The 24,139-nt window shown below is 70.0% G+C and carries 19 protein-coding genes; 9 read left to right on the top strand and 10 right to left on the bottom strand.

Features of this window, described 5'->3' with window-relative positions; translation table 11 throughout:
• On the bottom strand, positions 1–599 hold a 599-nt coding region (locus ABD691_RS18030; protein WP_344681126.1), incomplete at its 3' end, for a YdcF family protein.
• 157 nt (positions 600–756) lie between these two features.
• Complete coding sequence (locus ABD691_RS18025; RefSeq protein WP_344681124.1) at positions 757–2,196, bottom strand: MFS transporter; 1,440 nt, start codon at positions 2,194–2,196, stop codon at positions 757–759.
• A 247-nt stretch (positions 2,197–2,443) separates the two neighbouring features.
• Between ABD691_RS18025 and ABD691_RS18020 the strand changes: the two genes are divergently transcribed.
• Together ABD691_RS18020 and katG are read left to right on the top strand one after the other, a co-directional pair.
• Positions 2,444–3,745, top strand: a complete 1,302-nt coding sequence (locus tag ABD691_RS18020; RefSeq protein ID WP_344681122.1) for a serine hydroxymethyltransferase — start codon at positions 2,444–2,446, stop codon at positions 3,743–3,745.
• 127 nt (positions 3,746–3,872) lie between these two features.
• A complete protein-coding gene (gene katG / locus ABD691_RS18015; RefSeq protein WP_344681120.1) occupies positions 3,873–6,101 on the top strand; it encodes a catalase/peroxidase HPI in 2,229 nt (742 codons plus the stop codon).
• Between the two features lie 104 nt (positions 6,102–6,205).
• On the opposite strand, the gene ABD691_RS18010 is transcribed toward katG, so the two are convergent.
• Together ABD691_RS18010 and ABD691_RS18005 are read right to left on the bottom strand one after the other, a co-directional pair.
• Complete coding sequence (locus tag ABD691_RS18010; RefSeq protein ID WP_344681118.1) at positions 6,206–7,330, bottom strand: aromatic ring-hydroxylating oxygenase subunit alpha; 1,125 nt, start codon at positions 7,328–7,330, stop codon at positions 6,206–6,208.
• A gap of 81 nt (positions 7,331–7,411) precedes the next feature.
• Positions 7,412–8,497, bottom strand: a complete 1,086-nt coding sequence (locus ABD691_RS18005; protein ID WP_344681116.1) for an S-(hydroxymethyl)mycothiol dehydrogenase — start codon at positions 8,495–8,497, stop codon at positions 7,412–7,414.
• Positions 8,498–8,815: 318 nt separating this feature from the next.
• Here ABD691_RS18005 and ABD691_RS18000 point away from each other — a divergent pair, with 318 nt between their 5' ends.
• The 5 genes from ABD691_RS18000 to fdhD all read left to right on the top strand — a co-directional run bounded on the left by ABD691_RS18000 (position 8,816) and on the right by fdhD (position 14,630).
• Complete coding sequence (locus ABD691_RS18000; RefSeq protein ID WP_344681114.1) at positions 8,816–9,163, top strand: bifunctional 3-phenylpropionate/cinnamic acid dioxygenase ferredoxin subunit; 348 nt, start codon at positions 8,816–8,818, stop codon at positions 9,161–9,163.
• Positions 9,160–10,344, top strand: a complete 1,185-nt coding sequence (locus ABD691_RS17995) for an NAD(P)/FAD-dependent oxidoreductase (protein WP_344681112.1) — start codon at positions 9,160–9,162, stop codon at positions 10,342–10,344. The genes ABD691_RS18000 and ABD691_RS17995 overlap by 4 nt, the downstream gene beginning before the upstream one ends.
• A 36-nt stretch (positions 10,345–10,380) precedes the next feature.
• Entirely contained in the window at positions 10,381–11,280 is a 900-nt protein-coding gene (locus ABD691_RS17990) for a LysR family transcriptional regulator (RefSeq protein WP_344681110.1), read from the top strand.
• A 137-nt stretch (positions 11,281–11,417) separates the two neighbouring features.
• The gene (locus ABD691_RS17985; protein WP_344681108.1) at positions 11,418–13,700 is read left to right on the top strand and encodes an FdhF/YdeP family oxidoreductase; all 2,283 of its coding nucleotides are present in this window, start codon (positions 11,418–11,420) and stop codon (positions 13,698–13,700) included.
• Between the two features lie 108 nt (positions 13,701–13,808).
• Positions 13,809–14,630 carry a formate dehydrogenase accessory sulfurtransferase FdhD gene (gene fdhD / locus ABD691_RS17980; RefSeq protein WP_344681106.1) on the top strand — a complete coding sequence of 274 codons (822 nt, stop codon included), beginning with the start codon at positions 13,809–13,811 and terminating at the stop codon, positions 14,628–14,630.
• A 46-nt stretch (positions 14,631–14,676) separates the two neighbouring features.
• On the opposite strand, the gene purU is transcribed toward fdhD, so the two are convergent.
• Both purU and ABD691_RS17970 read right to left on the bottom strand, forming a co-directional pair.
• A complete protein-coding gene (purU, locus tag ABD691_RS17975) occupies positions 14,677–15,525 on the bottom strand; it encodes a formyltetrahydrofolate deformylase (protein ID WP_344681104.1) in 849 nt (282 codons plus the stop codon).
• Between the two features lie 10 nt (positions 15,526–15,535).
• Positions 15,536–16,909 carry an L-serine ammonia-lyase gene (locus ABD691_RS17970; RefSeq protein WP_344681102.1) on the bottom strand — a complete coding sequence of 458 codons (1,374 nt, stop codon included), beginning with the start codon at positions 16,907–16,909 and terminating at the stop codon, positions 15,536–15,538.
• A gap of 124 nt (positions 16,910–17,033) precedes the next feature.
• On the opposite strand from ABD691_RS17970, the gene ABD691_RS17965 reads away from it, so the two are divergent.
• Positions 17,034–17,708: a GntR family transcriptional regulator gene (locus ABD691_RS17965; protein ID WP_344681100.1), complete on the top strand. Its 675-nt coding sequence runs from the start codon at positions 17,034–17,036 to the stop codon at positions 17,706–17,708.
• A gap of 20 nt (positions 17,709–17,728) precedes the next feature.
• Here ABD691_RS17965 and folP read toward each other — a convergent pair whose 3' ends face one another.
• Genes folP through ABD691_RS17945 form a run of 4 tightly spaced genes read right to left on the bottom strand, consistent with a single transcriptional unit; the run spans position 17,729 to position 22,614 of the window.
• Positions 17,729–18,607: a dihydropteroate synthase gene (gene folP / locus ABD691_RS17960; RefSeq protein WP_344681098.1), complete on the bottom strand. Its 879-nt coding sequence runs from the start codon at positions 18,605–18,607 to the stop codon at positions 17,729–17,731.
• Positions 18,608–18,614: 7 nt separating this feature from the next.
• Entirely contained in the window at positions 18,615–19,493 is an 879-nt protein-coding gene (locus tag ABD691_RS17955; RefSeq protein WP_344681097.1) for a bifunctional 5,10-methylenetetrahydrofolate dehydrogenase/5,10-methenyltetrahydrofolate cyclohydrolase, read from the bottom strand.
• Entirely contained in the window at positions 19,490–20,110 is a 621-nt protein-coding gene (locus ABD691_RS17950; protein WP_344681095.1) for a cyclodeaminase/cyclohydrolase family protein, read from the bottom strand. The genes ABD691_RS17955 and ABD691_RS17950 overlap by 4 nt, the downstream gene beginning before the upstream one ends.
• Before the next feature lie 32 nt (positions 20,111–20,142).
• A complete protein-coding gene (locus ABD691_RS17945) occupies positions 20,143–22,614 on the bottom strand; it encodes a GcvT family protein (protein WP_344681093.1) in 2,472 nt (823 codons plus the stop codon).
• A 289-nt stretch (positions 22,615–22,903) separates the two neighbouring features.
• Here ABD691_RS17945 and ABD691_RS17940 point away from each other — a divergent pair, with 289 nt between their 5' ends.
• Entirely contained in the window at positions 22,904–24,136 is a 1,233-nt protein-coding gene (locus ABD691_RS17940; protein WP_344681091.1) for a sarcosine oxidase subunit beta family protein, read from the top strand.
• Positions 24,137–24,139 lie beyond the last annotated feature (3 nt).

The raw sequence follows: 24,139 nt of genomic DNA, 5'->3' as shown, positions 1-24,139 counted from the left end.
GAAGTTGGCAGCTGACCGGTGTTTCGTCTGGTGCGAGCCAGAATCCGCAGGCCGTGGACGGCGAACAAGGGCTTCAACGGCCATGCTTCCCCGAACCGGTAGTCGGCCGCGCGCACCAGGCGGTTGGCGAGGTCGGGGTGCTGGCGGTGCAGGTAGATGCGGGCCTTCTGCGCGTGCAGCGAGTTGGAGACGATCTTGATCCGGTCCCGGCCGTCGATCAGCGGGATCACGTTCTGGATGTTCTCCCAAGTGCTCCGTGACCGCTCTTCCAGCAGTACCGGCCCGGTGAAGCCAAGTTCGTCGACCGCGTAGCGCGCCAGCAGGGCGGCCTCGGAGACCGGGCTGGAGTCGCTGGTCACGCCGCCGGAGCAGACGAGGACGGAGTCGGGCGACGTGTGGTCGATGGACCGCAGCGCCGCTCGCACCCGCCACCGGTTCAGCGCGTTCGCCCTCGTGCTGCTCTTGTTCCGGCACCCGAGCACGACCACCGCCTCGGAACGACCAGGTGCGGGAGCGTTGACCAGAGCGCGAGACGCGCGCCAGTGCACGACCTCGGCCCAGGCCGCCAGCAATCCGAGACCCACCAACGCATTGCGCACCACGCCCATGGTCACGATCTTGGCAGCTCCCGCCTCCGCGGTTCACCCGGGGACGTATGCAGTCAATGCATGCGCATCCGAGAGCCGCTTGCCCAGCAGATCCACGAACTACCGCACGGCGCCCGCATCACCCTGGCAACCGGCTGACCGGAGGCGGTCAGCCCTGCCGACGCACCTGCGGGTTCTCCAGCGGTACGCCGTCCTCGGAGAGCTTCGGTGCGGGCAGGTCCGCGCTCGAGGTGAGCGGTGCCGCTCCCTCCAGGGGCCGTCCGGCCGGTTCCTTGAGGAACAGGGTGCTCACGAGCCCGACCACGCCCGCGCCGATCAGGTAGTAGCCCGGCCAGTCGAGGTTGCCGGTTGTGGTCACCGCGAGGCCGATGACCGTGGGCGCGGTGCCCGCGAACGCCGACACGAACACGTTGAAGATGATCGCGAGGCTGCCGTACCGGACGAACGTGGGGAACAGCGCGGGCAGCGTCGACGGGGTCACCGCCGCGAAGCAGAGCAGGGCGAAGCCCATGATCAGCAAGCCCAGGACCTGGCCTGCCAGTCCCGCTTGCAGCAGCCACACCGCGGGCAGGCCGAGCACGATGAGCGCGGCGCTGCCGGTGAGCAGGATCGGTTTCCGCCCGATCCGGTCGCTGAGCCTGCCCACGAAGATGATGACGCACAGCATCGCCAGCATGACCACGACCTGCAGCGAGGTCGACAACGCCTCGCTGGTTCCGCTCCGGCCGTGGTCGGGCAGGGTGCCCGTCAGGTAGGTCGGCACGTAGTTCGTCAGCACGTAGTTGGTGACGTTCCAGGCCACCACCAGTCCACCGGCGATCAGCGCCGCCGAGCGGCAGTGCGTCACCAGGATCTGGAACACGCGGTACAGCGACATGGTGGACATGGCGGGCGAACGGTCCATCAGCTGCCGGAACGCGGGCGTCTCCTCCAGGCGCATCCGGAGGTAGATCCCGGTGACGCCGATCGGCAGGGCGAGCATGAACGGCAGCCGCCATCCCCAGGACAGCAGGTCGTCCTGCGGCAGCAAACCCACCAGGAGCGCGCACACGCCCGCACCGAGCGTGTAACCGACGAGCGTGCCGAACTCCAGCCAGCTCCCGAAGAAACCGCGCCGCCGGTCCGGGGCGTACTCGGCGACCAGGGTCAGCGCCCCGGTGTACTCGCCGCCCGCGGAAAAGCCTTGCAGCAGCCGGATGAACAGCACGATCAACGGGGCCGCCAGGCCGATCGAGTCGTAGCTGGGTACAAGCCCGAGCAGGGCCGTCGCGACCGCCATCAGCAGTACTGTGGCGGAAAGAACCTTGGTGCGGCCGATGCGGTCGCCCAGCGGTCCCAGGACCAGTCCGCCGAGCGGGCGGACCACGAACGCCGCGGCGAACGTGGCCAGCGTGAACACCGTCGCCCATTCCCCGGCCTGCGGGAAGAACACCCGGTCCAGGGCGATGGCCGCCAGATAGGAGTAAATGCCGAAGTCGTACCACTCGGCGACGTTGCCCAGGGTCGCGGCAGTCGTCGCACGCCGGATCGTCTGTTCGTCCTCGATGGCCACGGGCTCGGGCCGGGGCTCTTCCGCCGCCCCGCTCACTGCGCCGCTCCATTGCATCCGAGTCGTTTCATGATCCCTCTCGGTGATTCATACGACTGATATATCTCTGATGTGTCAGGCAACCTAGGAGATGTCTCACCGTGCGGTCAAGGGTTCCGGCGGCGGCGGGCGCGCGGATCTGCGAAAACTTGCCCGTCGGCTGTTGACCCGACTCACAGGGCACTCTAGATTGACATCTGATTGATATATCAGTTATCGGTTACAGATACATCTGGAGGTCGGCCGCATGTCCGTAACGGTTGATCGTCAAGGGGCGCCGAGCGCCGAGAGCGTGCTCAACCTGCCGCTGGCGGAGGCGGACCCGGAGGTCCACACAGCCGTCAACCGGGAACTGGCCCGGCAGCGCGGCACCCTGGAGATGATCGCGAGCGAGAACTTCGCGCCGCTGAGCGTGATGCAGGCCCAGGGTTCGGTGCTGACCAACAAGTACGCCGAGGGGTACCCGGGCCGACGCTACTACGGCGGCTGCGAGAACGTCGACGAGATCGAGCAGCTGGCGATCGACCGGGTCAAGGCGCTGTTCGGGGCCGACTACGCGAACGTGCAGCCGCACTCCGGTGCGCAGGCGAACTCGGCGGTCATGTCGGCGCTGCTGGACCCGGGCGACACCTTCCTCGGCCTGGACCTCGCGCACGGCGGGCACCTGACGCACGGCATGCGCCTGACCTTCTCCGGGAAGTACTTCGACGCCGTGGCCTACCACGTGCGCGAGGACGACCACCTCGTCGACATGGCCGAGGTGGAGCGGCTGGCCAGGGAGAAGCGGCCGAAGCTGATCATCGCGGGCTGGTCGGCCTACCCGCGGCACCTGGACTTCGCCGAGTTCCGCCGGATCGCCGACGAGGTCGGCGCCTACCTGATGGTCGACATGGCGCACTTCGCCGGGCTGGTGGCCGCCGGGCTGCACCCGTCCCCGGTGCCGCACGCGCACGTGGTCACCTCGACCACGCACAAGACGCTCGGCGGCCCGCGCGGCGGGGTCGTGCTCGCCCAGGCAGACCTGGCCAAGAAGCTCAACTCCAGCGTCTTCCCCGGCCTGCAGGGCGGCCCGCTGGAGCACGTGATCGCCGGCAAGGCGGTGGCGTTCAAGCTCGCCGGGGAAGCGGCCTTCCGCGATCGGCAGGAGCGGACGCTGGCCGGTGCGCGGATCCTCGCCGACCGCCTGCTGCTGGAGCAGAACGTCGGCGTGGTCTCCGGCGGCACCGACGTCCACCTCGTGCTGGTGGACCTGCGCGACTCCGAGCTCGACGGCAAGCAGGCCGAGGACCGGCTGCACCGGGTCGGCATCACCGTCAACCGTAACGCGGTCCCGTTCGACCCGCGCCCGCCGATGGTCTCCTCGGGAATCCGCATCGGCACCCCGGCGCTGGCCGCGCGCGGCTTCGGCGACGAGGAGTTCCTGGAGGTCGCCGACATCATCGCGCTGGCGCTGCGGCCCGAAACCCCCGAAGTGGGCCTCGAAGCCCTCGCCGACCGCGTCTCAGATCTTGCCGACAGTTGTCCTCTCTACCCGGAGCTGCTGGGGTGAGGACGGACACCGGACCCGCCGGAACAGCCGATTTCCGTTGGCGCGGCCCAGGGTCCACCAACCGGCTCGCGGGTGGCAACATCTCCCGTGCAGCGAACAGAACACCGCTGATCCTGAAAGGATGCCCGTGACTGACAGCCCTGACGCCGTTAATGGGGAGAGCAAGGTGACGAGCGGGGGCCAGTGCCCGGTCGCGCACGAGCGCGCCCCGCACCCGACCGAGGGCGGGGGAAACCGCCAGTGGTGGCCGAACCAGCTCAACCTCAAGATCCTCGCCAAGAACCCGGCGGTGGCCAACCCGCTCGGTGAGGACTTCGACTACGCCGCGGAGTTCAGGACCCTCGACCTGCCCGCCGTCAAGCGGGACATCGAGGAGGTGCTGACCACTTCGCAGGACTGGTGGCCCGCCGACTTCGGCCACTACGGTCCGCTGATCATCCGCATGGCCTGGCACAGCGCGGGCACGTACCGCATCAGCGACGGCCGCGGTGGTGCCGGTGCCGGCCAGCAGCGCTTCGCGCCGCTGAACAGCTGGCCGGACAACGTCAACCTGGACAAGGCCCGCAGGCTGCTGTGGCCGGTCAAGAAGAAGTACGGCCGCAAGATCTCCTGGGCCGACCTGCTGATCCTGGCGGGCAACGTCGCTCTGGAGTCGATGGGAGCCAAGACCTTCGGCTACGCCGGTGGCCGCGCGGACGTCTGGGAGCCCGACGAGGACGTGTACTGGGGCCCGGAGACCACCTGGCTCGCCGACGAGCGCTACAGCGGTGACCGGGAGCTGGAGAACCCGCTGGCCGCGGTCCAGATGGGCCTGATCTACGTCAACCCGGAGGGCCCGAACGGAAACCCGGACCCGCTGGCCGCGGCCCGCGACATCCGGGAGACCTTCCGCCGGATGGCGATGAACGACGAGGAGACCGTCGCGCTGATCGCCGGTGGCCACACCTTCGGCAAGACCCACGGTGCGGCGCCCGACAGCCACCTCGAAGCCGACCCCGAGGGCGCGCCGCTGGAGGAGCAGGGCCTGGGCTGGAGGAACTCCTTCGGCACCGGCAAGGGCGCGGACACCATCACCAGCGGCCTGGAGGTCACCTGGACCTCGACGCCGACGAAGTGGACCACCAACTTCCTCTGGAACCTGTTCAGCTTCGAGTGGGAGCTGACCGAGAGCCCGGCGGGCGCCAAGCAGTGGAAGCCCAAGGGCGGCGCGGGCGAGGGCACGGTGCCGCACGCGCACGACTCGTCGCAGCGGATCGCGCCGAACATGCTGACCACCGACCTGGCGCTGCGCTACGACCCGGTCTACGAGCCGATCGCGCGGCGGTTCATGGAGAACCCCGACGAGTTCGCGGACGCGTTCGCCAGGGCCTGGTACAAGCTGACCCACCGCGACCTGGGCCCGAAGTCGCTCTACCTCGGCCCGGAGGTGCCCGAGGAGACGCTGCTGTGGCAGGACCCGCTCCCGGCGGTCGACCACGAGCTGATCGGTGCCGAGGACGTCGCCGAGCTGAAGGCGAAGATCCTCGACTCGGGTCTGACCGTCTCGCAGCTGGTCACCACCGCGTGGGCGTCGGCCTCGACGTTCCGCGGCAGCGACAAGCGCGGTGGCGCCAACGGCGCCAGGATCCGGCTGGAGCCGCAGCGGAGCTGGGAGGTCAACAACCCCGGCCAGCTCGCGACCGTGCTGACCGCGCTGGAGGGCGTCCAGGAGTCCTTCAACTCCGCCCAGAGCGGCGGTAAGAAGGTCTCGCTGGCCGACCTGATCGTGCTCGGCGGTGTCGCGGCCGTCGAGCAGGCGGCCAAGGCCGCCGGTCACGACGTCGAGGTCCCGTTCACCCCGGGCCGGGTCGACGCGTCGCCGGAGCACACCGACGCCGAGTCCTTCCAGGCGCTCGAACCGGCCGCGGACGGCTTCCGCAACTACGTCGGCAAGGGCAACCGGCTGCCTGCCGAGTACCTGCTGCTCGACAAGGCGAACCTGCTCACGCTGAGCGCCCCGGAGACGACGGTCCTGGTCGGTGGTCTTCGCGTCCTCGGTGCGAACTACGACTCGTCGGACCTCGGTGTCCTCACCGACACCCCGGGCGTGCTGACCAACGACTTCTTCGTGAACCTGCTCGACCTGGGCACCGCGTGGAAGCCGGCGTCCGAGGACTCCCAGTCCTTCGAGGCCCGGGACGACTCCGGTGAGGTCCGGTGGACCGGCAGCCGCGCCGACCTCGTGTTCGGCTCGAACTCCGAGCTGCGCGCGGTCGCGGAGGTCTACGCCAGCGATGACGCGAAGGAGAAGTTCGTGCGCGACTTCGTCGCGGCGTGGGACAAGGTCATGAACCTGGACCGGTTCGACCTCTCCTGATCCGAAGGCGCCCGGCTCGCTCCCCGCGAGCCGGGCGTCTTTTCGGTTCAGGGAAACAAGAAGACCCCGTCCGAGCGGACGGGGTCTTCTTGTTTCGACGATGTTTACTTGTCGGCGAGCTCCTTCTGGACCCAGTCGTGGAACGCGGCGATGTGGTGCTCACTGGGGACGAAGACCCCGCCCTGGCTGTAGGAGCGCGAGTCCATCGACAGCTGGCAGCGCTCGCAGGCGTCGAAGTCCTGCCGGTTGACCCGGTCGAACAGCTCGACCGAGTGGGACACGTCCTGGCCGGACTCGATGACCGAGGGCATGTAGAGCCAGTCGCACTCGACCAGCGTGCGCTCGGCGGTGAGCGGGAACATCCGGTGGAAGATCACGTGGTCCGGCACCAGGTTGATGAACACCTGGGGGCGGACGGTGATGGCGTAGTACCGGCGGTCCTGGTCCTCGGTGACGCCGGGCAGCCGCTCCAGCCCCTCGCTGCCGTCGACGGTGAAGCCCTGCACGTCCTCACCGAACTCGGCGCCGTGGCCCACGTAGTACTGCGCGGCGAAGCCGTCGGCGAACTCCGGCAGCACCTCGGTGAGTTCCGGGTGGATGGTCGCGCAGTGGTAGCACTCCATGAAGTTCTCGATGATCTGCTTCCAGTTCGCCTTGACGTCGTAGCTGATCCGCTTGCCGAGGCGCAGCGAGGCGACGTCGTAGGCGTTGATCGCGCCCGCGTCACCGAGGCGCTCGGTGACGTCGGAGACCACAGTGTCGTCGAAGGAGGGCGGTTCCTCGGCCAGGCACACCCAGGCGTACCCCAGCCATTCGCGGACGTGCAGGCGGTTGAGGCCGAACTCGGAGCGGTCGATGTCGGGCATGTCGTTGAGGTTCGGCGCGGCGATCAGCTTGCCGTCCAGGCCGTAGGTCCAGGCGTGGTACGGACACTGGAAGGAGCGGCGGACCTCGCCCTTCTCCTCGGTGCACAGCCGGGCGCCCCGGTGGCGGCACACGTTGAGGAAGGCGTTCACCGCGCCGTCCCGGCCGCGGGTGACCAGAACGCTCTCGCGGCCGATCTGGACGGTCCGGAACGCGCCGGGCTTGTCCAGGTCCTCGCAGCGCACCGCGCAGAACCACTGCTGCTCGAAAATCCGGGACTGCTCCAGGGAGAAAATGGCCGGATCGGTGTAGTACTGGCCCGGCAGCGTGGCCAGCAGGCTTTCCGTCGGTCCGGTCGTGGTCATCTCAACCTCACTCGGGATAGTGGTAACTCGGCTTGTTCGGGCTTGGACCGGCGCCCAGGGAGGGCAGGAGGGCGCCGGGGATCAGAGGACGACGACGGAGCGCAGCACGTCGCCGTTGTGCATCCGGCCGAAGGCCGCCTCGACCTCGTCCAGCGCGATCCGTTCGGTGACGAACGCGTCCAGGTCGAGCCGTCCCTGCTGGTTCAGCTCCACCAGCACGGGGAAGTCGCGGTCGGGCAGGCAGTCGCCGTACCAGGAGGACTTGATCGCGCCTCCGCGGGCGAAGACGTCGATCAGCGGCAGGGAGGCCTGCACCTCCGGGTTGGGAACACCGACCAGCACGACGGTGCCTGCGAGGTCGCGGGCGTAGAACGCCTGGCGGAACGTCTCCGGGCTCCCGACCGCGTCGATCACCACGTCGGCCCCGAACCCGTCGGTCAGCCTCCGGATGGCCGCCACCGGGTCGGTGTGGCGCGCGTTGACGGAGTCGGTCGCTCCGAACCGCTCCGCCCAGTCGAGCTTGCGGGCGTCCACGTCGACCGCGATCACGCGCCGGGCACCGGCGAGATCGGCTCCGGTGATGGCCGCGGCGCCCACGCCACCGCAACCGATGACCGCGACGGTGTCGCCGAGCCGGACCGGGGCGGTGTTGACCGCCGCGCCGATTCCGGCCATGACCCCGCAGCCGAGCAGGCCGGCCACCGCCGGGTCGGACTCCGAGTCCACTTTGGTGCACTGCCCGGCGGCGACCAGGGTCATCTCGGCGAACGCGCCGATCCCCAGCGCCGGGCTCAGCGGAGTGCCGTCGGTCAGCGTCATCGGCTGGCTCGCGTTGTGGGTGTCGAAGCAGTACTGCGGGCGCCCGCGGCGGCAGGCTCGGCACCGGCCGCACACTGCGCGCCAGTTCAGCACGACGAAGTCACCGGGGCGCACGTTGGTGACGCCGGGCCCCACGGCCTCGACGATCCCGGCCGCCTCGTGTCCCAGCAGATAGGGGAACTCGTCGCCGATGCCGCCTTCGCGGTAGTGCAGGTCGGTGTGGCAGACCCCGCACGCCTGCACCTCGACGAGCGCTTCGCCGGGTCCGGGGTCAGGGACGAGGATGTCGACCACCTCGACGGGAGAACCCTTCTTGCGTGCCACGACACCTCGGGCCTTGTTTTGCACGGGCAGATCTCCTCGGAGCACGGGAAGTGTGTGAGAGGTGAAGTGAAGCCACAGAGTGTGGTTGCGCATGAAGCACAGAGTTGCTCCATGCGAAACACACGATGAGTCCAGGTGAGGCTCCTGTCAAGAGGTGTCGCGGTGTTACCTGGCGGTAGCCGGAACGGGGTGTGATCGTCAGCCAAAACCCCAGTGAGGCGCGGGAAAAATTTGCCCGAAGAACCGCCTCCCGATCTCTTGACGACGATCCCGCTGGTCGGCGATTCTTGTTGCGCATTGAGATACCTGTTCTGTTATGCGCAACGCTTGGAGGGGCTGCTCATGATCGCCGTGTGCCGTGTCGAGGAGCTTCCGCCCGGGGAGTCAACCCGGATCGTGGCGGACGTGGCCGTCGCAGTGTTCAACGCCGATGGTGAGTTCTACGCGGTCGACGACAGCTGCACGCACCAGGACGCCTCGTTGTCGGACGGGTTCCTGGAAGGGTGCTTCGTCGAGTGCCCGTTGCACGCGGCGTTCTTCGACCTCCGCACCGGGATGCCCACGTGTCTGCCCGCCAAGAAGCCGGTGCGGACCCACCCGGTGACCGTCGAGGACGGCGTGGTCTACGTGCACGTCAACCAGCACGCCGGCCAGCCGGAGAAGGTGCAGGAGCAGGAGGCCGTCGCGTGAGGACCATCGCGATCATCGGCACCTCCCTCGCCGGGTTCTCCGCGGCGCAGCAGCTGCGCCAGCAGGGCTTCGACGGCAGGCTGGTGCTCGTCGGGGACGAGGTGCACCAGCCCTACGACCGTCCTCCGCTGTCGAAGGACTTCCTCCAGGGCAAGATCGACCGGGCGGAGCTCGCGCTCGGCGACCAGTCCGACTTCGACGACCTCGACGCCCAGTGGCGCATCGGCGATCCCGCCGTGCGGCTGCGCTCCGCCGACGCGTCGGTGGAGCTGCTCAGCGGCGAACGGATCGAAGCCGACGGCGTCGTGCTCGCCACCGGCGCCACCCCGCGGCGGCTTCCCGGCACCGACGGGATCGCCGGTATCCACACACTGCGCACGGTCGACGACGCAGCGGCGTTGCGTGACGAGCTGACGAGCGGATCCCGCGTCGTGGTGATCGGCGCCGGGTTCATCGGGGCCGAGGTGGCGTCCTCGTGCTCGCACCTGGGCGCCGAGGTGACCGTGGTCGAAGCCGCCGAGCTCCCCCTCGTCCACGCCCTGGGCAAGGAGATGGCCTCGGCGTGCGCGGACCTGCACGGCGATCACGGTGTGCGGACGCGGTTCGGCGTCGGCGTCGACGAGGTCCTCTCGGCCGACGGCCGCGTGACCGGCGTCCGGCTCGCCGGCGGCGAGGAACTGCCCGCCGACGTCGTGGTCGTCGGCATCGGCGTCCGGCCCAACATCGAGTGGCTGGCCGACTCCGGCCTGGGCCTCGACGACGGCGTCAGCTGCGACGCGGGCGGGATCACCGGCCTGTCCAACATCGCCGCGGTCGGCGACGTCGCCCACGTGCACCGCCCGCACCTGGGCCGCTCCACCCGCGCCGAGCACTGGACCGCGGCCACCACCCAGCCGCGCGTGGCGGTGCGGAACCTGCTGGCGGGCAACACCGTCGAGCACCACAACGAAGTCCCCTACTTCTGGTCCGACCAGTACGGCGTCCGCATCCAGTTCGCCGGAGCGGCGCGGCCCGGCTCCGAGGTGCGCGTCGTCGACGGCGACGTCGAGGACCGCAGCTTCCTCGCGCACTACGAGCACGACGGGCAGCTCGTCGCCGTCCTCGGCTTCAACCAGCCCAAAGCCTTCGGAAGAGCTCGGCGCCAGATCGCCAGGCCCGGCCTCATTACCCTGTCCAGCTGAAACCGTCATCGGACCTGGGCCGCACGAGGTGGATGAATGCTCTTCCGGCAACTCGAGTACCTCGTCGCGTTGTCGCGGGAGCAGCACTTCGCCCGTGCGGCCCAGGCGTGCCACGTCTCCCAGCCCACGCTGTCGCAGGCCGTCCGCAAGCTGGAGGAAGAGCTCGGCGTTCCGCTGATCCGCCGGGACCGGCGGTTCCAGGGCCTGACGCAGGAGGGCGAGCACATCGTCCGGTGGGCGGAGCGGATCCTGGCCGACCGCGAGTCGATGCGCCAGGAGGTCGGCGCCCTGCGGACCGGTCTGACCGGCAGGCTCACGCTGGGAGTCATCCCGACCGCGGCGCCGGCCGTACCGCTGCTCACGTCCGCGTTCTGCGCGAGGCATCCGCTCGTGCGGGTGCGGGTCCTGTCCGATCTCGCGTCCGACGACATCCTCCGCAGGCTGCGCAACTTCGAGATCGACATCGCGCTGACCTACGTCGGCGGCGCCGACGAGAACGGGCTGACCTCGGTTCCGCTGTACCGCGAGCGGTACGTGTTCCTGACGCCGTCGGACGGTGAGTTCGGGCGGCGGGAGTCGGTGAGCTGGGCCGAGGCCGCCCACGTGCCGCTGTGCCTGCTGAGCTCGTCGATGCAGGGCAGGCGCAGGCTGGACGCCCACTTCGGCAGGGCAGGCGTCGCGGCGTCCCCGCAGCTGGAAACCGATTCGATCGCGTCGCTGTGCTCGCACGTCGCCACCGGCCGGTGGTCCAGCATCGTGCCCGCTCCGTTCGCGCGCGCCCTCGGCGACGTGGCGGGCGTGCGCGCTGTCGCCCTGGAGGAGTCCGAGGCCGCGCGGGTCGGCCTCCTGCTGTCCTCACGGGAGCCCGGATCGGTCGTCGGGCGCGCGTTCGTAGACGTGGCGCGGGCTGTCGACGTCGCCGCGGAACTGGAGTGACCGCACTGGAGTGACCGCGCGGGATCCACGATAGGCGGCACCGATCACGTCATCGGGAACTTCTCTTTGACAGCTCGTGGAAATCGCCGAAAACTGATCGGCGCGGAATTCTGACGTCGAGGGGAACACGAGCGAGGATGAGCTCCATCGAAGACCCGGGTGACGACCTTTCGGTCACCTCGCCCAAGACGTGGGCGACCGGCGTCCCCGCGGTGGCCCACGCCCTCCGGTACTCCCTGGGCCAGACCTCGGTCCGCCGGACCGCGCTGACCCTGCTCAACGTCAACCAGGACAAGGGGATCGACTGCCCCGGGTGCGCTTGGCCGGACGGCGGGCCGAAGCAGCGGCACCTGAACGAGTACTGCGAGAACGGCGCCAAGCACATCAACGACGAGGCGACCACGCGCCGGGTCACCGCCGACTTCTTCGCCAGGCACAGCATTTCCGAGCTCGCGGTCAAGTCCGACTACTGGCTCAACCAGCAGGGCAGGCTGACCGAGCCGATGGTCAAGCGCCCCGGAGCCGAGCACTACGAGCCGATCGGCTGGGACGAGGCGTTCGACCTGCTCGCCGAGGAGCTGCGGGGGCTCGGTTCGCCGGACGAGGCACTGTTCTACACCTCGGGGCGGCTCAACAACGAGGCCGCGTTCCTGCTGCAGCTTTTCGCCCGCGCGTTCGGCACGAACAACCTGCCCGACTGCAGCAACATGTGCCACGAGTCCAGCGGATCGGCGATGTCGGAGACGCTGGGTGTCGGCAAGGGCACGGTGAGTCTCGACGACCTCCACAACGCCGATCTGGTCTTCGTCGTGGGGCAGAACCCGGGCACCAACCACCCGCGGATGCTCTCGGCGCTGGAGGAGACCAAGCGCAACGGCGGTCAGGTCGTCGCCGTGAACCCGCTGCCCGAAGCCGGGCTGCTGCGGTTCAAGAACCCGCAGAAGGTCCGCGGCGTGATCGGCCGGGGTACCGCGATCGCCGACCAGTTCCTGCAGATCCGGCCGGGCGGCGACCTCGCCCTGTTCCAGGCGCTCAACGCGCTGCTGCTGGAGGCAGAGGACGCCGCGCCGGGCACCGTGCTGGACCGGGCGTTCATCGACGAGCACACCAGCGGGTTCGAGGAGTTCGCCGAGCACGCCCGCGAGATCGGCTGGGAGGACGTCCTGGCGGCCACCGGGCTGCGCCGGGAGGAGATCGAGGAGGTCCGCGACCGCGTCCTGCGCAGCGAGCGGATCATCGTCTGCTGGGCAATGGGGCTGACCCAGCACAAGCACGGCGTGCCCACGATCCGCGAGGTCGTGAACTTCCTGTTGCTGCGCGGGAACATCGGCAAGCCCGGCGCGGGCGCCTGCCCGGTGCGCGGCCACAGCAACGTGCAGGGCGACCGGACGATGGGCATCTGGGAGCGGATGCCGCAGGAGTTCCTCGACGCGCTGGAAGCCGAGTTCGGCTTCACCCCGCCCGCCAAGCACGGGTGGGACTCGGTGGACTCGATCCGGGCGATGCGCGACGGCCGCGCCAGGTTCTTCCTCGGCGTCGCGGGCAACTTCGTGCGCGCCACGCCGGACAGCGACGTGACAGAGCAGGCCATGCGCAACTGCCGGATCACCGCGCACATCTCCACCAAGCTCAACCGCTCGCACGCGGTGTGCGGGGAGATCGCGCTGATCCTGCCCACGCTGGGCCGCAGCGACCGGGACGTGCAGGCCACCGGCGAGCAGTTCGTGACGGTCGAGGACTCGATGAGCGAGGTGCACGCCTCGCGCGGGCGGCTGGAACCGGCCTCGCCCGCGCTGCTCAGCGAAGTGGCGATCGTGTGCCGCCTCGCCCGCCGCACGCTCGGCGACGGGGTGGCGATCCCGTGGGAGGAGTTCGAGGCGGACTACGGCAGGATCCGCGACCGGATCTCCCGCGTCGTCCCGGGATTCGAGGACTTCAACGCCCGGGTGGCCGAACCGGGCGGTTTCCGGCTGCCCAACCCGGCCAACCACGGCCGGTTCCGCACCGCCTCCGGGAAGGCGACCTTCACCCGCAACGAGTTCACGATGCTGGCCGCGCCGGCCGGGCACCTGGTGCTCCAGACCCTGCGCTCGCACGACCAGTGGAACACCATCCCGTACGCGATGGACGACCGCTACCGGGGCATCCACGGTGCTCGGCGGGTGGTGCTGGTGAACCCCGCGGACCTGGAGGCCCTCGGGATCGCCGACCGCAGCGAGGTCGACCTGGTGAGCGTGTGGCACGGGGGAGAGGAGCGCCGCGCGGAGAGCTTCCGCGTCGTCGCCTACCCGACGACGCCCGGGTCCGCGGCGGCGTACTACCCGGAGACCAACGTGCTCGTCCCATTGGACAGCGTGGCCGACATCAGCAACACGCCGACGTCAAAGGGGATCGTGGTTCGGCTGGAGCAGGTGGGGTAGGGGGTCTTGTAAGCGGCGCCAGCCGCTTAGCCCACCCGAGCAGCCAGCGGACGCCTGAGGTTCCGCCACCCGCACCGCTACGCAAGCCTGGAACATAAGGAGAAACGCGTGGGTCGTGCGACTGTGCGCCGGAGGGTACTGCGCATCCGGGAGTCGGTGCACTCGCACCGGCCCGACACGCTGGCGGCCGAGGAGCCGATGGAGATCCGCGTCGGCGGGCGTCCGCTCACGGTAACGATGCGGACGCCCGGTTCGGACTTCGACCTCGCGGCCGGGTTCCTCGTCAGCGAAGGTGTCGTGCACGCCGCGGACGACGTGCGCAGCATCCGCTACTGCGCGGGCGCCACGGCTGATGGCTCGAACACGTTCAACGTCGTTGACGTCGCCCTGGCTCCCGGCGTCGCCGCACCGGATGCGTCTCTGGAGCGGAACTTCTACACGACCTCCTCCTGCGGCCTCTGCGGGAAAGCCAGCCTGGACGCGGTCCGCACTACTGCGGCGTGGACGGTGGCCGAGGACCCGTGCGTCGTCGCGCAGGAGGTGTTGGAGTCCCTTCCCGACCGGTTGCGCGCGGCGCAGCGGGTTTTCGACACCACCGGAGGACTCCACGCGGCCGGGCTGTTCTCGGCGGGCGGCGAGCTGCTGTGCCTCCGGGAGGACGTCGGCAGGCACAACGCCGTGGACAAGGTCGTCGGGCACGCCCTGCGATCGGGGCTGCTTCCGCTGCGGGGAACGGTGCTGCTGGTGAGCGGCAGGGCGTCCTTCGAACTCGTGCAGAAGGCCGTGATGGCGGGAATTCCCGCTCTGGCGGCGGTTTCCGCGCCGTCCTCGCTGGCCGCGGAGCTCGCCGCCGAGAGCGGTATGACGCTGGTCGGGTTCCTCCGCGGCCGCTCGATGAACGTCTACACCGGAGCCGAGCGGCTCAGCTGACCCGTGATTCCCCTGGCAGGACAGGGGAATCACGGGTCATGTCCATTCAGTCGAAGACCACCGTGCTGTGCCCGCTGAGGAGCACGCGACGCTCGCAGTGCCAGCGCACCGCGCGGGACAGCGCCAGGGCCTCGGCGTCGCGACCGACCGTCTGCAACGCCTTGGGGTCGTAGCTGTGGTCGATCCGGATCACTTCCTGCTCGATGATCGGGCCCTCGTCGAGGTCCGAGGTGACGTAGTGCGCGGTGGCGCCGACGAGCTTGACCCCGCGGTCGTACGCCTGGTGGTAGGGCTTGGCGCCCTTGAACCCGGGCAGGAACGAGTGGTGGATGTTGATCGCCCGGCCGTGCAGCGCCTTGCTGGTCTGGTCGGACAGGATCTGCATGTAGCGGGCGAGGACCACCAGTTCGGCGTCGTACTCGTCGACCAGCTCCAGCAGCCGGGCTTCGGCCTGGGGCTTGGTCTCCGGGGTGACCGGCACGTGGACGAACGGCAGTCCGGCGCCCTCGGCCATCGGCCGGAGGTCCTCGTGGTTGGACACCACGGCCACGATGTCGGCGCCGAGGCTGCCCGCGCGCCAGCGGAAGATCAGGTCGTTGAGGCAGTGCCCGAGCTTGGAGACCATCACCAGCACGCGCGCGTCGCGCTTGTCGGAGAAGGTGAAGTCCATCTCGAAGTCCGCGGCGACGGGCTTGAACCCGCGGGTCATCTCGTCGAGGTCGACCTCCTGCGCGGCGTTGACCTGGGTGCGCAGGAACAGCCTGCCGCGGACCGGGTCGTCGAACTGCTGGTACTCGCCGATGTCGCAGCCGTGCTCGAACAGGTAGGCGCTGACCGCGCGGACGATGCCGGTGCGGTTGGGGCAGCTCAGGGTGAGGATGAACGAACGCGTCACGGGATTCTCCTCAGCATTCCACGATGTTGAGAGCCAGCCCTCCGCGGGCGGTCTCCTTGTACTTGTCCTTCATGTCCGCGCCGGTCTCGCGCATCGTCTTGATGGCCTTGTCCAGCGAGACGTGGTGGCGGCCGTCGGCCCGGACGGCCATCCGGGCCGCGGTGATCGCCTTGACCGAGGCGACGGCGTTGCGCTCGATGCAGGGGATCTGCACGAGCCCGCCGACCGGGTCGCAGGTCAGGCCGAGGTTGTGCTCGATGCCGATCTCGGCGGCGTTCTCCACCTGCTCCGGGGTGCCGCCGATGATCTCGGCGAGCCCTCCCGCCGCCATGGAGCAGGCCGAGCCGACCTCGCCCTGGCAGCCGACCTCCGCACCGGAGATCGAGGCGTTCTCCTTGAACAGCAGGCCGATCGCGCCCGCGGTGAGCAGGAACCGAACGGCGGTGTCGTCGGAGAACGCCGGCAGGAACTTCTGGCCGTAGTGCAGGACCGCGGGCACGATCCCGGCGGCACCGTTGGTCGGTGCGGTGACCACCCGGCCACCGGCCGCGTTCTCCTCGTTGACGGCGAGCGCGTAGAGGGTGACCCACTCCATGGCGTGGAGCGCGTCGACCTGGTCGGCGTCGGCCTCCAGGCGCTTGTGCAGCTCGTGGGCCCGCCGCCGGACCTTGAGCCCGCCGGGCAGGACGCCGGTGGTGGCGATGCCGCGCGCGACGCACTCCCGCATCACCGACCAGATGTCGAGCAGGCCCGTGCGGACCTCCTCCTCGCTGCGCCACACGAGTTCGTTGGCCAGCATGATGTCGCTGATCCGCAGACCGGTCTCGCGGGTGTGCGCGAGCAGCTGGTCCCCGGTGCTGAACGGGTAGGGCACGGGCGTGTCGTCCTCGACGAGCACCGGCTGGCCGGTCTCGTCCTCGTCGAGGACGAAGCCGCCGCCGACCGAGTAGTACTCGCGGCGTTCCAGCAGCGCGCCCTCCGGGTCGCGGGCTTCGAACACCATGCCGTTGCTGTGGAAGTCCAGCCGCTTGTTGCGGTGCAGGACGATGTCCTCGTCGGTGGAGAACGGGACCTTGTGGTCCCCGCCGAGCAGGATCCACCCCTCCTCGCGCACCGCGCGGACCGTGGGTTCGGCCGCGACCGGGTCGACGAGGTGCGGCTGTTCGCCCGCGAGGCCGAGGACGACGGCCTTGACGCTGCCGTGGCCGTGCCCGGTGGCGCCGAGGGAGCCGAACAGCTCGCAGCGCACCGCGCCCGTCCGGCGCAGGGCTCCCGACTCGGCGAGCCTGGTGACGAACAGGTGGGCGGCCCGCATCGGGCCGACCGTGTGCGAGCTCGACGGCCCGATCCCCACTTTGAACAGGTCGAACACTGAGATGGTCATACGCACCCCCGGGGTGTTGGCTGGGCGGTGGGACCCAATGGAAGCACGACTAATATATCAGTTGAATGTAAGTTGTATAGTTTTGCTGTGGATTTGTTCCGGTGCTTGGACGGGAGGGCCTAAGATGGGACCTGTGACCACTACCCCTCAGGAGCTCGAGCAGACGCCCGCATCACTGGCCGACCGCGCCTACGTCGCGATCCAGGACCTGTTGATCATGCTGGACATCCCGCCGATGGCACCGATCGACGACGCCGCGCTGAGCGAGTCGCTGGGGATCGGCCGCACCCCGGTACGGGAGGCGCTCAAGCGGTTGCAGGGGGAGCGGCTGGTGGTGTCCTACCCGCGCCGCGGCACCTTCGCGACCGGGGTGGACATCACCGACCTGGCCTACATCTCCGAGATCCGCGTGCAGCTCGAACCGCTGGCGGCCCGCCGCGCCGCGCAGGCCGCGGGCCGCGAGGTCAAGGCCCAGCTGGCCGAGCTGGCCGACCAGATCGAAGCCCTCGACGTGACCACCCTCGACCGCTCCGACCTGATGCGCTGGGACCTGCACGTGCACCGGGCGATCTACCGCGCCGCGGGCAACCCGCACCTCGAGGACACGCTGGTCCGCTACGACAACCTCGCCACGCGGATCTTCTGCCTGTTCCTGGACCGGATGCAGCACTTCGACCGGCACGTGGGCGAGCACGTCGCGCTGCTGCGCGGGATCGCCGAAGGCGAAGCCGACAAGGTCGCCAAACTCGCCCGCGAACACGTCATCGGGTTCGAGAAGGCGATCAGGTCGGCCACCTGAGCCGGCCCGGTGCCGCGGGTTCACCGCGGCACCTCCACCGACGCGAGCGCGTCGAGCACCTTCAGCGCGTCGCTGGTCGCCGCGACGTCGTGGACGCGGAGGATCCTGGCCCCGCGCTGCACCGCCAGCACGGCCGCGGTGGCCGACGCCGTCCGGCGGTGCCGCACCGGGCGGCCCGTGATCTGGCCGAGCATGGCCTTGCGGGACAGCCCGACCATGATCGGCAGGCCGAGCTGTCCCAGGGTCGGCAACGACGCCAGCAGCTCCAGGTTGTGCTCCAGCGTCTTGCCGAACCCGAAGCCGGGATCGACGACGACATGCCCGTCCGGAATCCCCGCCTCCGAGCACTCCTCGACGCGCCGGCGGAGGAAGGCCACGACCTCGCCGACGACGTCGTCATAGCGCGGATCGCGTTGCATGGTCGCGGGTGAGCCCAGCATGTGCGTCAGGCACACCGGCACGCCCAGCTCCGCCGCGGCCCGCACCGCGCCCGGCTCTTGCAGCGCCCGCACGTCGTTGATCATGCTGGCGCCTGCCGCCACCGCGGCGCGCATCACCTCCGCACGCGAGGTGTCGACGGACACCGGAACCGAGGTGGCCCGCGTCAGCCGCTCGATGACCGGGACCACCCGCTCCAGCTCCTCGGCGACGCCGGGCTGGCGCGAGCCGGGGCGGGTGGACTCACCGCCGACGTCGATGATGCCGGCGCCCTCGTCGGCGAGCCGCAGCCCGCGCGCGACCGCGGCGGCGTGGTCGAGGCAGGAACCGCCGTCGGAGAAGGAATCCGGCGTGACGTTGACGATTCCGCACAGCAGCGGCCGCGGATCGCGCAGCCGCTGCGTCAACCGGTCGACGCGAGGCTTCGGCTCGGTGGTGACGAGTTCGGAGGTGTTCGTCATGGATTCCCTACGAGCGCGCCGCGTTGTGGACCGTGTGCTTGAGCAGCAGCGCGGTGGTGACCGGTCCGACCCCGCCCGGCACCGGCGTCAGGCCGGAAACCAGGCCGCTCACGGCGGCTTCGTCGACATCGCCGACCAGGCCGCCGTCCGCGGTGGGGTTCGTGCCGACGTCGATGACGACCGTGTCGCCGGTGACGTGCTGGGCCGTGATGAGGCCCGGACGGCCGACCGCCACCACCAGGACGTCGGCGGTCCGGGTGTAGTTGTCGAGGTCCCGGGTGTAGCGGTGGCAGACCGTCACCGTCGCGTCGCGTTGCAGCAGCAGCTGCGCCGCGGGCTTGCCGACCACGTTGGAACGTCCGACCACCACGCAGGTCCGGCCGGACAGCGGTACCTCGTAGTGGTCGAGCAGCGCCAGCACCGCCGCCGCGGTCGCCGGGGCGTAGGCGGGCAGTCCCGCGGCGAGGCGGCCCAGCGACAGGGGATTGGCGCCGTCGACGTCCTTCTCCGGGGCGATCGAGGCGGCCAGGTCCTCGAAGTCCGCGCCCGGCGGCAGCGGCGTCTGCAGGATGATCCCGTGCACCTCGGGGTCGGTGCTGAGCGCGGCAAGCGAGGCGCGGATGTCGTCCGCGGTCGCGTCCGCGCCGAGATCCACGACGTCGCACAGGATTCCGGACTTCGCCGCCGTCTTGGCGATCGAGCGGACGTACCAGGCGCTGGACTCGTCGTCGGTGGCGACCACGACGGCCAGGCGCGGGGTGACGCCGCCCAGGGTGAGTTCGGCCGCCGTCGCGGTGACTTCGGCACGGATGTCGCGGGCGAGCTGGGTGCCGGCGAGGGTCCTCGTCGCCAGGGACGAGGTCGCCGAGGAGGGGATGGTGGTCATCGCAGGATCTGCTCCCGTACGGCGGCGGTGGTCTTTTCGGCCTGCAGGATGATCTCGTCGGTTCCGGAGATCGCCTCGACCAGCTCGGCCGCGTTCTCCAGCTCGCTGGAGGCGGACAGGTTGATCTCGACGTTGATCCGCGCGGTGGACGCCGCAGCGCGGGCGGCGTCGGCCGCCGCCGCGATGTCGCTGATGACGTTGGGGTTGCCGAGCGGGCGCAGTTCCTCGGCCAGCGCGACGACCTGGTCGGCGACCGCGACGACGTGCGCCGGTACGCGACCGGCCTCCGCCAGCGCGGCGGCGATCGCCCGGGAGCGGGCGGTCTTGTCCTCGGGCGTCTCCTTGGGCAGCCCGTAGGCCGCGCCGACCGCGCCGAACGCCGAGATGTCCTGCTCGGCCAGGTCAAGCGCGAGCTCGCGCAGGTCGTCGGCGGTGTCCCGCACGCGCTCGATGGTCGTGGCGTGCTCGGCGTACTTCGGCCCGCTGCTGTAGCGGGCGACCATCGCGACCAGTGCCGCGCCCTGGGCCGCGTGCAGCGCGGCGGTGGCGCCGCCGCCCGGGGCCGGTTTCCGGGCGGACAGGTCGCTCAGGAACGTGCTGATGGTGTCTGAACGCATGGAAGTCCTTTTCTGGTAGGGCTTTCCGATGATCAGCGTCGGATGCGGTGCATCTCCGGGTCGACCAGCGGTTCGGCGGCCACGGTGGCGCGGACCCTGCGGTCGAAGTACTGGATCTCGACCTGCGTGCCGACGGTCGCGGAGGCGGGGAGCCAGGCGTAGGCGATCGGGGTGCCGATCGTGTGGGCGAAGGCGGCGGAGGTGACGTACCCGGCGGGCGCGCCGTCGAGGAACACCGGCTCCGTGCCGAGCACGACGCTGCGGCCGTCGTCGATCGTCAGGCACGCCAGGCGCCGGGACACGGTCTCGGCGTCGATCCCCTCCAGCGCGTCGCGGCCCACGAACTCGCCCTTCTGGCGCCGCACCGCGAACCCGACCCCGGCTTCGTAGGGGTTGTGCTCGGTGGTCATGTCGGTGCCCCAGGCGCGGTAGCCCTTCTCCAGCCGGAGGCTGTTGAACGCGGCGCGGCCCGCGGCGACGACACCGAGTTCGCGGCCGGCCTCGAAGAGCGCGTCCCAGAGCCGCTGGCCGAACTCGGCGCTGGTGTAGATCTCCCACCCGAGCTCGCCGACGTAGGACACCCGCATGGCGGTGACCGGGATTCCCGCGATGTGCGCGGACTTGCAGCGGAAGTACTTCAGGCCCTCGTGGGAGAAGTCGTCGTGGCTCAGCGGCTGCACCAGGTCGCGGGCGAGCGGGCCCCACACGCCGATGCAGCAGGTGCCGCCGGTGATGTCGCGCAGCTGCACGCTGTGGTCGTCCGGCGCCTGGCGGCGCAGGTAGTCCAGGTCGAGGTTGCCGTTGGCGCCGATCTGGAACTGCTGCTCGCCGAGCCGCGCCACGGTGATGTCGCTGCGGATGCCGCCGGTCTCGTCGAGCACGAGGGTGTAGGTGACCGAGCCGATCGACTTGTCCATCTTGCCGGTGGTCAGCCGGTCGAGCAGGGGCAGCGCCCCGGGCCCGCTGACCTCCAGCCGCTTGAGCGGGGTCATGTCGTACATGGCGACCGCGTTGCGGGTCTTCCACGCCTCGGCCGCGGCGATGGGGGAGTGGAACATCCCCGACCAGGCGTCCCGGGGCCGCGGCTGCCACTCGGTGGGCAGGTCCTTGACCAGCGGGGCGTTGGCCTCGTACCAGTGCGGACGCTCCCAGCCGTGGGCTTCGAGGAAGACGGCGCCGAGCTCCTTCTGGCGCGCGTGGAACGGGCTGACGCGCAGGTCGCGGGGCGAGAGCTTGGGCTGGAGCGGGTGGCGGACGTCGTAGATCTCGACGAAGTTCTGCTTCGAGGTCTCGTCGACGTAGTCCTCGGTGATCTCGACCTCGTCGAAGCGGTGCACGTCGCAGCCGTGCAGTTCGAGCTCGCTGCGGCCGTCCACCAGCAGCTGGGCCACGGACCTGGCGACGCCCGCGGAGTGGGTGACCCACACGGCCTCGGCGATCCAGAACCCGGCGACGTCGGGGGACTCGCCGATCAGCGGCCCGCCGTCGGGGGTGAAGGAGAAGATCCCGTTGAAGCCGGTCTCAACCTTGGCCGAGCGCAGCGCGGGCAGCAGCGCCTGGCTGTGCTCCCAGGACGGGGCGAAGTCCTCCTCGGTGAACGGCAGCATCGACGGCATCGCCGTTTCGGTGGGGCCGCCGTCCTCGGCCTCGGGCAGCTCGCTGAGCCGGACCGGGATCGGGCGGTGGGCGTAGGTGCCGATGCCGATGCAGTCGTTGTGCTCGCGGTAGTAGAGGTCCTGGTCCTGGTGGCGCAGGATCGGCAGCCGCGCCTCGATCTGCTCGTCGTTGCGGCCGACCAGGTCGGCGATCTGCCCGGTCCGCGCGTACTGGTGCGCCAGCGGCAGCAGCGGCACCCGCATGCCGACCATGTCACCGACGGCCTGGCCCCAGAACCCCGCGCAGGACACGACGATGTCGGCGGGGATCTCCCCGCCGTCGGTCTGGACGCCGGTGACGCGTCCGCCGTGCTGGTTGATCCCCACGACCCGGGTCGAACCCCGGAACTCGGCACCCCGGGACTCGGCGCGCCTGGCCAGCGCCACGACGACGCGGGAGGCCTTGGCCAGCCCGTCGGTGGGGGTGTGGAATCCGCCGAGGACCTTGTCCTGGTCGAGCAGCGGGTGCAGCCGGGCGCACTCCTCCGGCCCGACGACCTCGCCGGGGATGCCCCAGGCGGTGGCCCACCCCTGCCTGCGGTGCAGTTCCGCGAGGCGCTCCGGGGTGGTGGCGATCTCGAGGCCGCCGACCTGGTTGAAGCACCACCCGCCGTCGACGTCGAGGCCCCGGAACTTGTCCACGGTGTACTGCGCGAAGCCGCTCATCGTCTTCGACGAGCTGGTCTGGTAGACGAGCCCGGGCGCGTGCGAGGTGGAGCCCCCGGTGAACGGCAGCGGTCCCTGGTCGACGACGGTGATGCGGTTCCAGCCGCGCTGGGTCAGCTCGTCGGCCAGGTTCGCGCCGACGATCCCGGCTCCGATGATGACGACGCGAGGTGTCGTGCTCATGCTGGTCTCCTTACTGGTCGTCCTCGGCGGCGAAGACGGGGTTGACGGGTGTCCCGCGGGGCTCGCTCGCGGGCTGCGGACCTGAGGTCGCGGAGCTAGGTATATCTGTAATGTAGCTCTGATATATCAACTGGACGGCAGAGTAGGCGGGCGGCGGGGCGAGGTCAACACTTGACCCCGGAGCAGGTGCTACCTAGGCTAAGCGACAACTGATATGTCAGAGAAATGTCTGTTGTTCGCCAGGTGCGCTCGCGCCCGCGCCTCGCCCCGACCCGAACGGAGATGTCCGATGACGCCGCGCACTCCCGGCGCCGACCTGCCCGAACACCCGGACTGGTTGTGGCGCTCACCCGAGCCCAGGTCCACCTATGACGTCGTCATCGTGGGCGGTGGCGGACACGGTCTGGCCACGGCGTACTACCTGGCCAAGAACCACGGCATCACCAACGTGGCCGTGCTGGAGAAGGGCTGGCTCGCGGGCGGGAACATGGCCCGCAACACCACGATCATCCGGTCCAACTACCTGTGGGACGAAAGCGCCGGGCTCTACGAGCACGCGCTCAAGCTGTGGGAAGGGCTGGAGGAGGAGCTGGACTACCCGCTGCTGTTCAGCCAGCGCGGCGTCCTCAACCTCGCCCACTCCCTGCAGGACGTGCGCGACAGCGTCCGGCGGGTCAACGCCAACAGGCTCAACGGCATCGACGCCGAGTGGCTGGATCCCGCGCAGGTCAAGGAGATCTGCCCGATCCTGAACACCTCGCCCGACATCCGGTACCCGGTGCTGGGGGCGACCTGGCAGCCGCGGGCCGGCATCGCCAAGCACGACTACGTCGCGTGGGGCTTCGCCCGCGAGCTCGACCGCATGGGCGTCGACCTGGTGCAGAACTGCCAGGTGACCGGGTTCGAGCGGGTCGGCGACAAGATCGTGGGCGTCGAGACCACGCGGGGCACCATCCGCGCGGGCAAGGTCGCGCTGGCCGCAGCGGGGCACACCTCGGTGCTGGCGGACTCGGTCGGGCTCCAGCTGCCGATCCAGAGCCACCCGTTGCAGGCGCTGGTTTCCGAGCTGCTGGAGCCGGTGCACCCGACGGTCGTGATGTCCAACGCCGTGCACGTCTACGTTTCCCAGGCGCACAAGGGAGAACTCGTGCTCGGCGCCGGGATCGACGCGTACAACTCCTACTCGCAGCGCGGTGCGTTCCACACCATCGAACGCCAGATGGCCGCCGCGGTCGAGCTGTTCCCGATGTTCGCGCGGGCGCACGTCCTGCGGACCTGGGCCGGAGTCGTCGACGTCACCCCGGACGCCTCGGCGATCATGGGCCTGACCCCGCTGGACGGGCTCTACGTCAACTGCGGCTGGGGAACCGGCGGCTTCAAGGCCACCCCGGGCGTCGGCTGGTGCTTCGCGCACACGATCGCCAACGACCGGCCGCACCCGCTCAACGCCCCGTTCTCCCTCGAACGCTTCACCACCGGCGCACTCGTCGACGAGCACGGCGCGGCCGGCGTCGCACACTAGGAG

The sequence above is a fragment of the Saccharopolyspora taberi genome (assembly GCF_039534165.1).
Classification (GTDB): domain Bacteria; phylum Actinomycetota; class Actinomycetes; order Mycobacteriales; family Pseudonocardiaceae; genus Saccharopolyspora_D; species Saccharopolyspora_D taberi.
The sequence above is the reverse complement of the archived record's forward strand: the minus strand, read 5'-3'. Positions and strand labels throughout refer to the sequence as shown.

Bases quoted from the DNA above. Each gene is read 5' to 3' on its own strand.
- ABD691_RS18020 (WP_344681122.1), top strand. From the start codon at position 2,444: ATGTCCGTAACGGTTGATCGTCAAGGGGCGCCGAGCGCCGAGAGCGTG.
- ABD691_RS18010 (WP_344681118.1), bottom strand. From the start codon at position 7,330: ATGACCACGACCGGACCGACGGAAAGCCTGCTGGCCACGCTGCCGGGC.
- ABD691_RS18000 (WP_344681114.1), top strand. From the start codon at position 8,816: ATGATCGCCGTGTGCCGTGTCGAGGAGCTTCCGCCCGGGGAGTCAACC.
- ABD691_RS17990 (WP_344681110.1), top strand. From the start codon at position 10,381: ATGCTCTTCCGGCAACTCGAGTACCTCGTCGCGTTGTCGCGGGAGCAG.
- ABD691_RS17985 (WP_344681108.1), top strand. From the start codon at position 11,418: ATGAGCTCCATCGAAGACCCGGGTGACGACCTTTCGGTCACCTCGCCC.
- ABD691_RS17970 (WP_344681102.1), bottom strand. From the start codon at position 16,909: ATGACCATCTCAGTGTTCGACCTGTTCAAAGTGGGGATCGGGCCGTCG.
- ABD691_RS17965 (WP_344681100.1), top strand. From the start codon at position 17,034: ATGGGACCTGTGACCACTACCCCTCAGGAGCTCGAGCAGACGCCCGCA.
- folP (WP_344681098.1), bottom strand. From the start codon at position 18,607: ATGACGAACACCTCCGAACTCGTCACCACCGAGCCGAAGCCTCGCGTC.
- ABD691_RS17955 (WP_344681097.1), bottom strand. From the start codon at position 19,493: ATGACCACCATCCCCTCCTCGGCGACCTCGTCCCTGGCGACGAGGACC.
- ABD691_RS17950 (WP_344681095.1), bottom strand. From the start codon at position 20,110: ATGCGTTCAGACACCATCAGCACGTTCCTGAGCGACCTGTCCGCCCGG.
- ABD691_RS17945 (WP_344681093.1), bottom strand. From the start codon at position 22,614: ATGAGCACGACACCTCGCGTCGTCATCATCGGAGCCGGGATCGTCGGC.
- ABD691_RS17940 (WP_344681091.1), top strand. From the start codon at position 22,904: ATGACGCCGCGCACTCCCGGCGCCGACCTGCCCGAACACCCGGACTGG.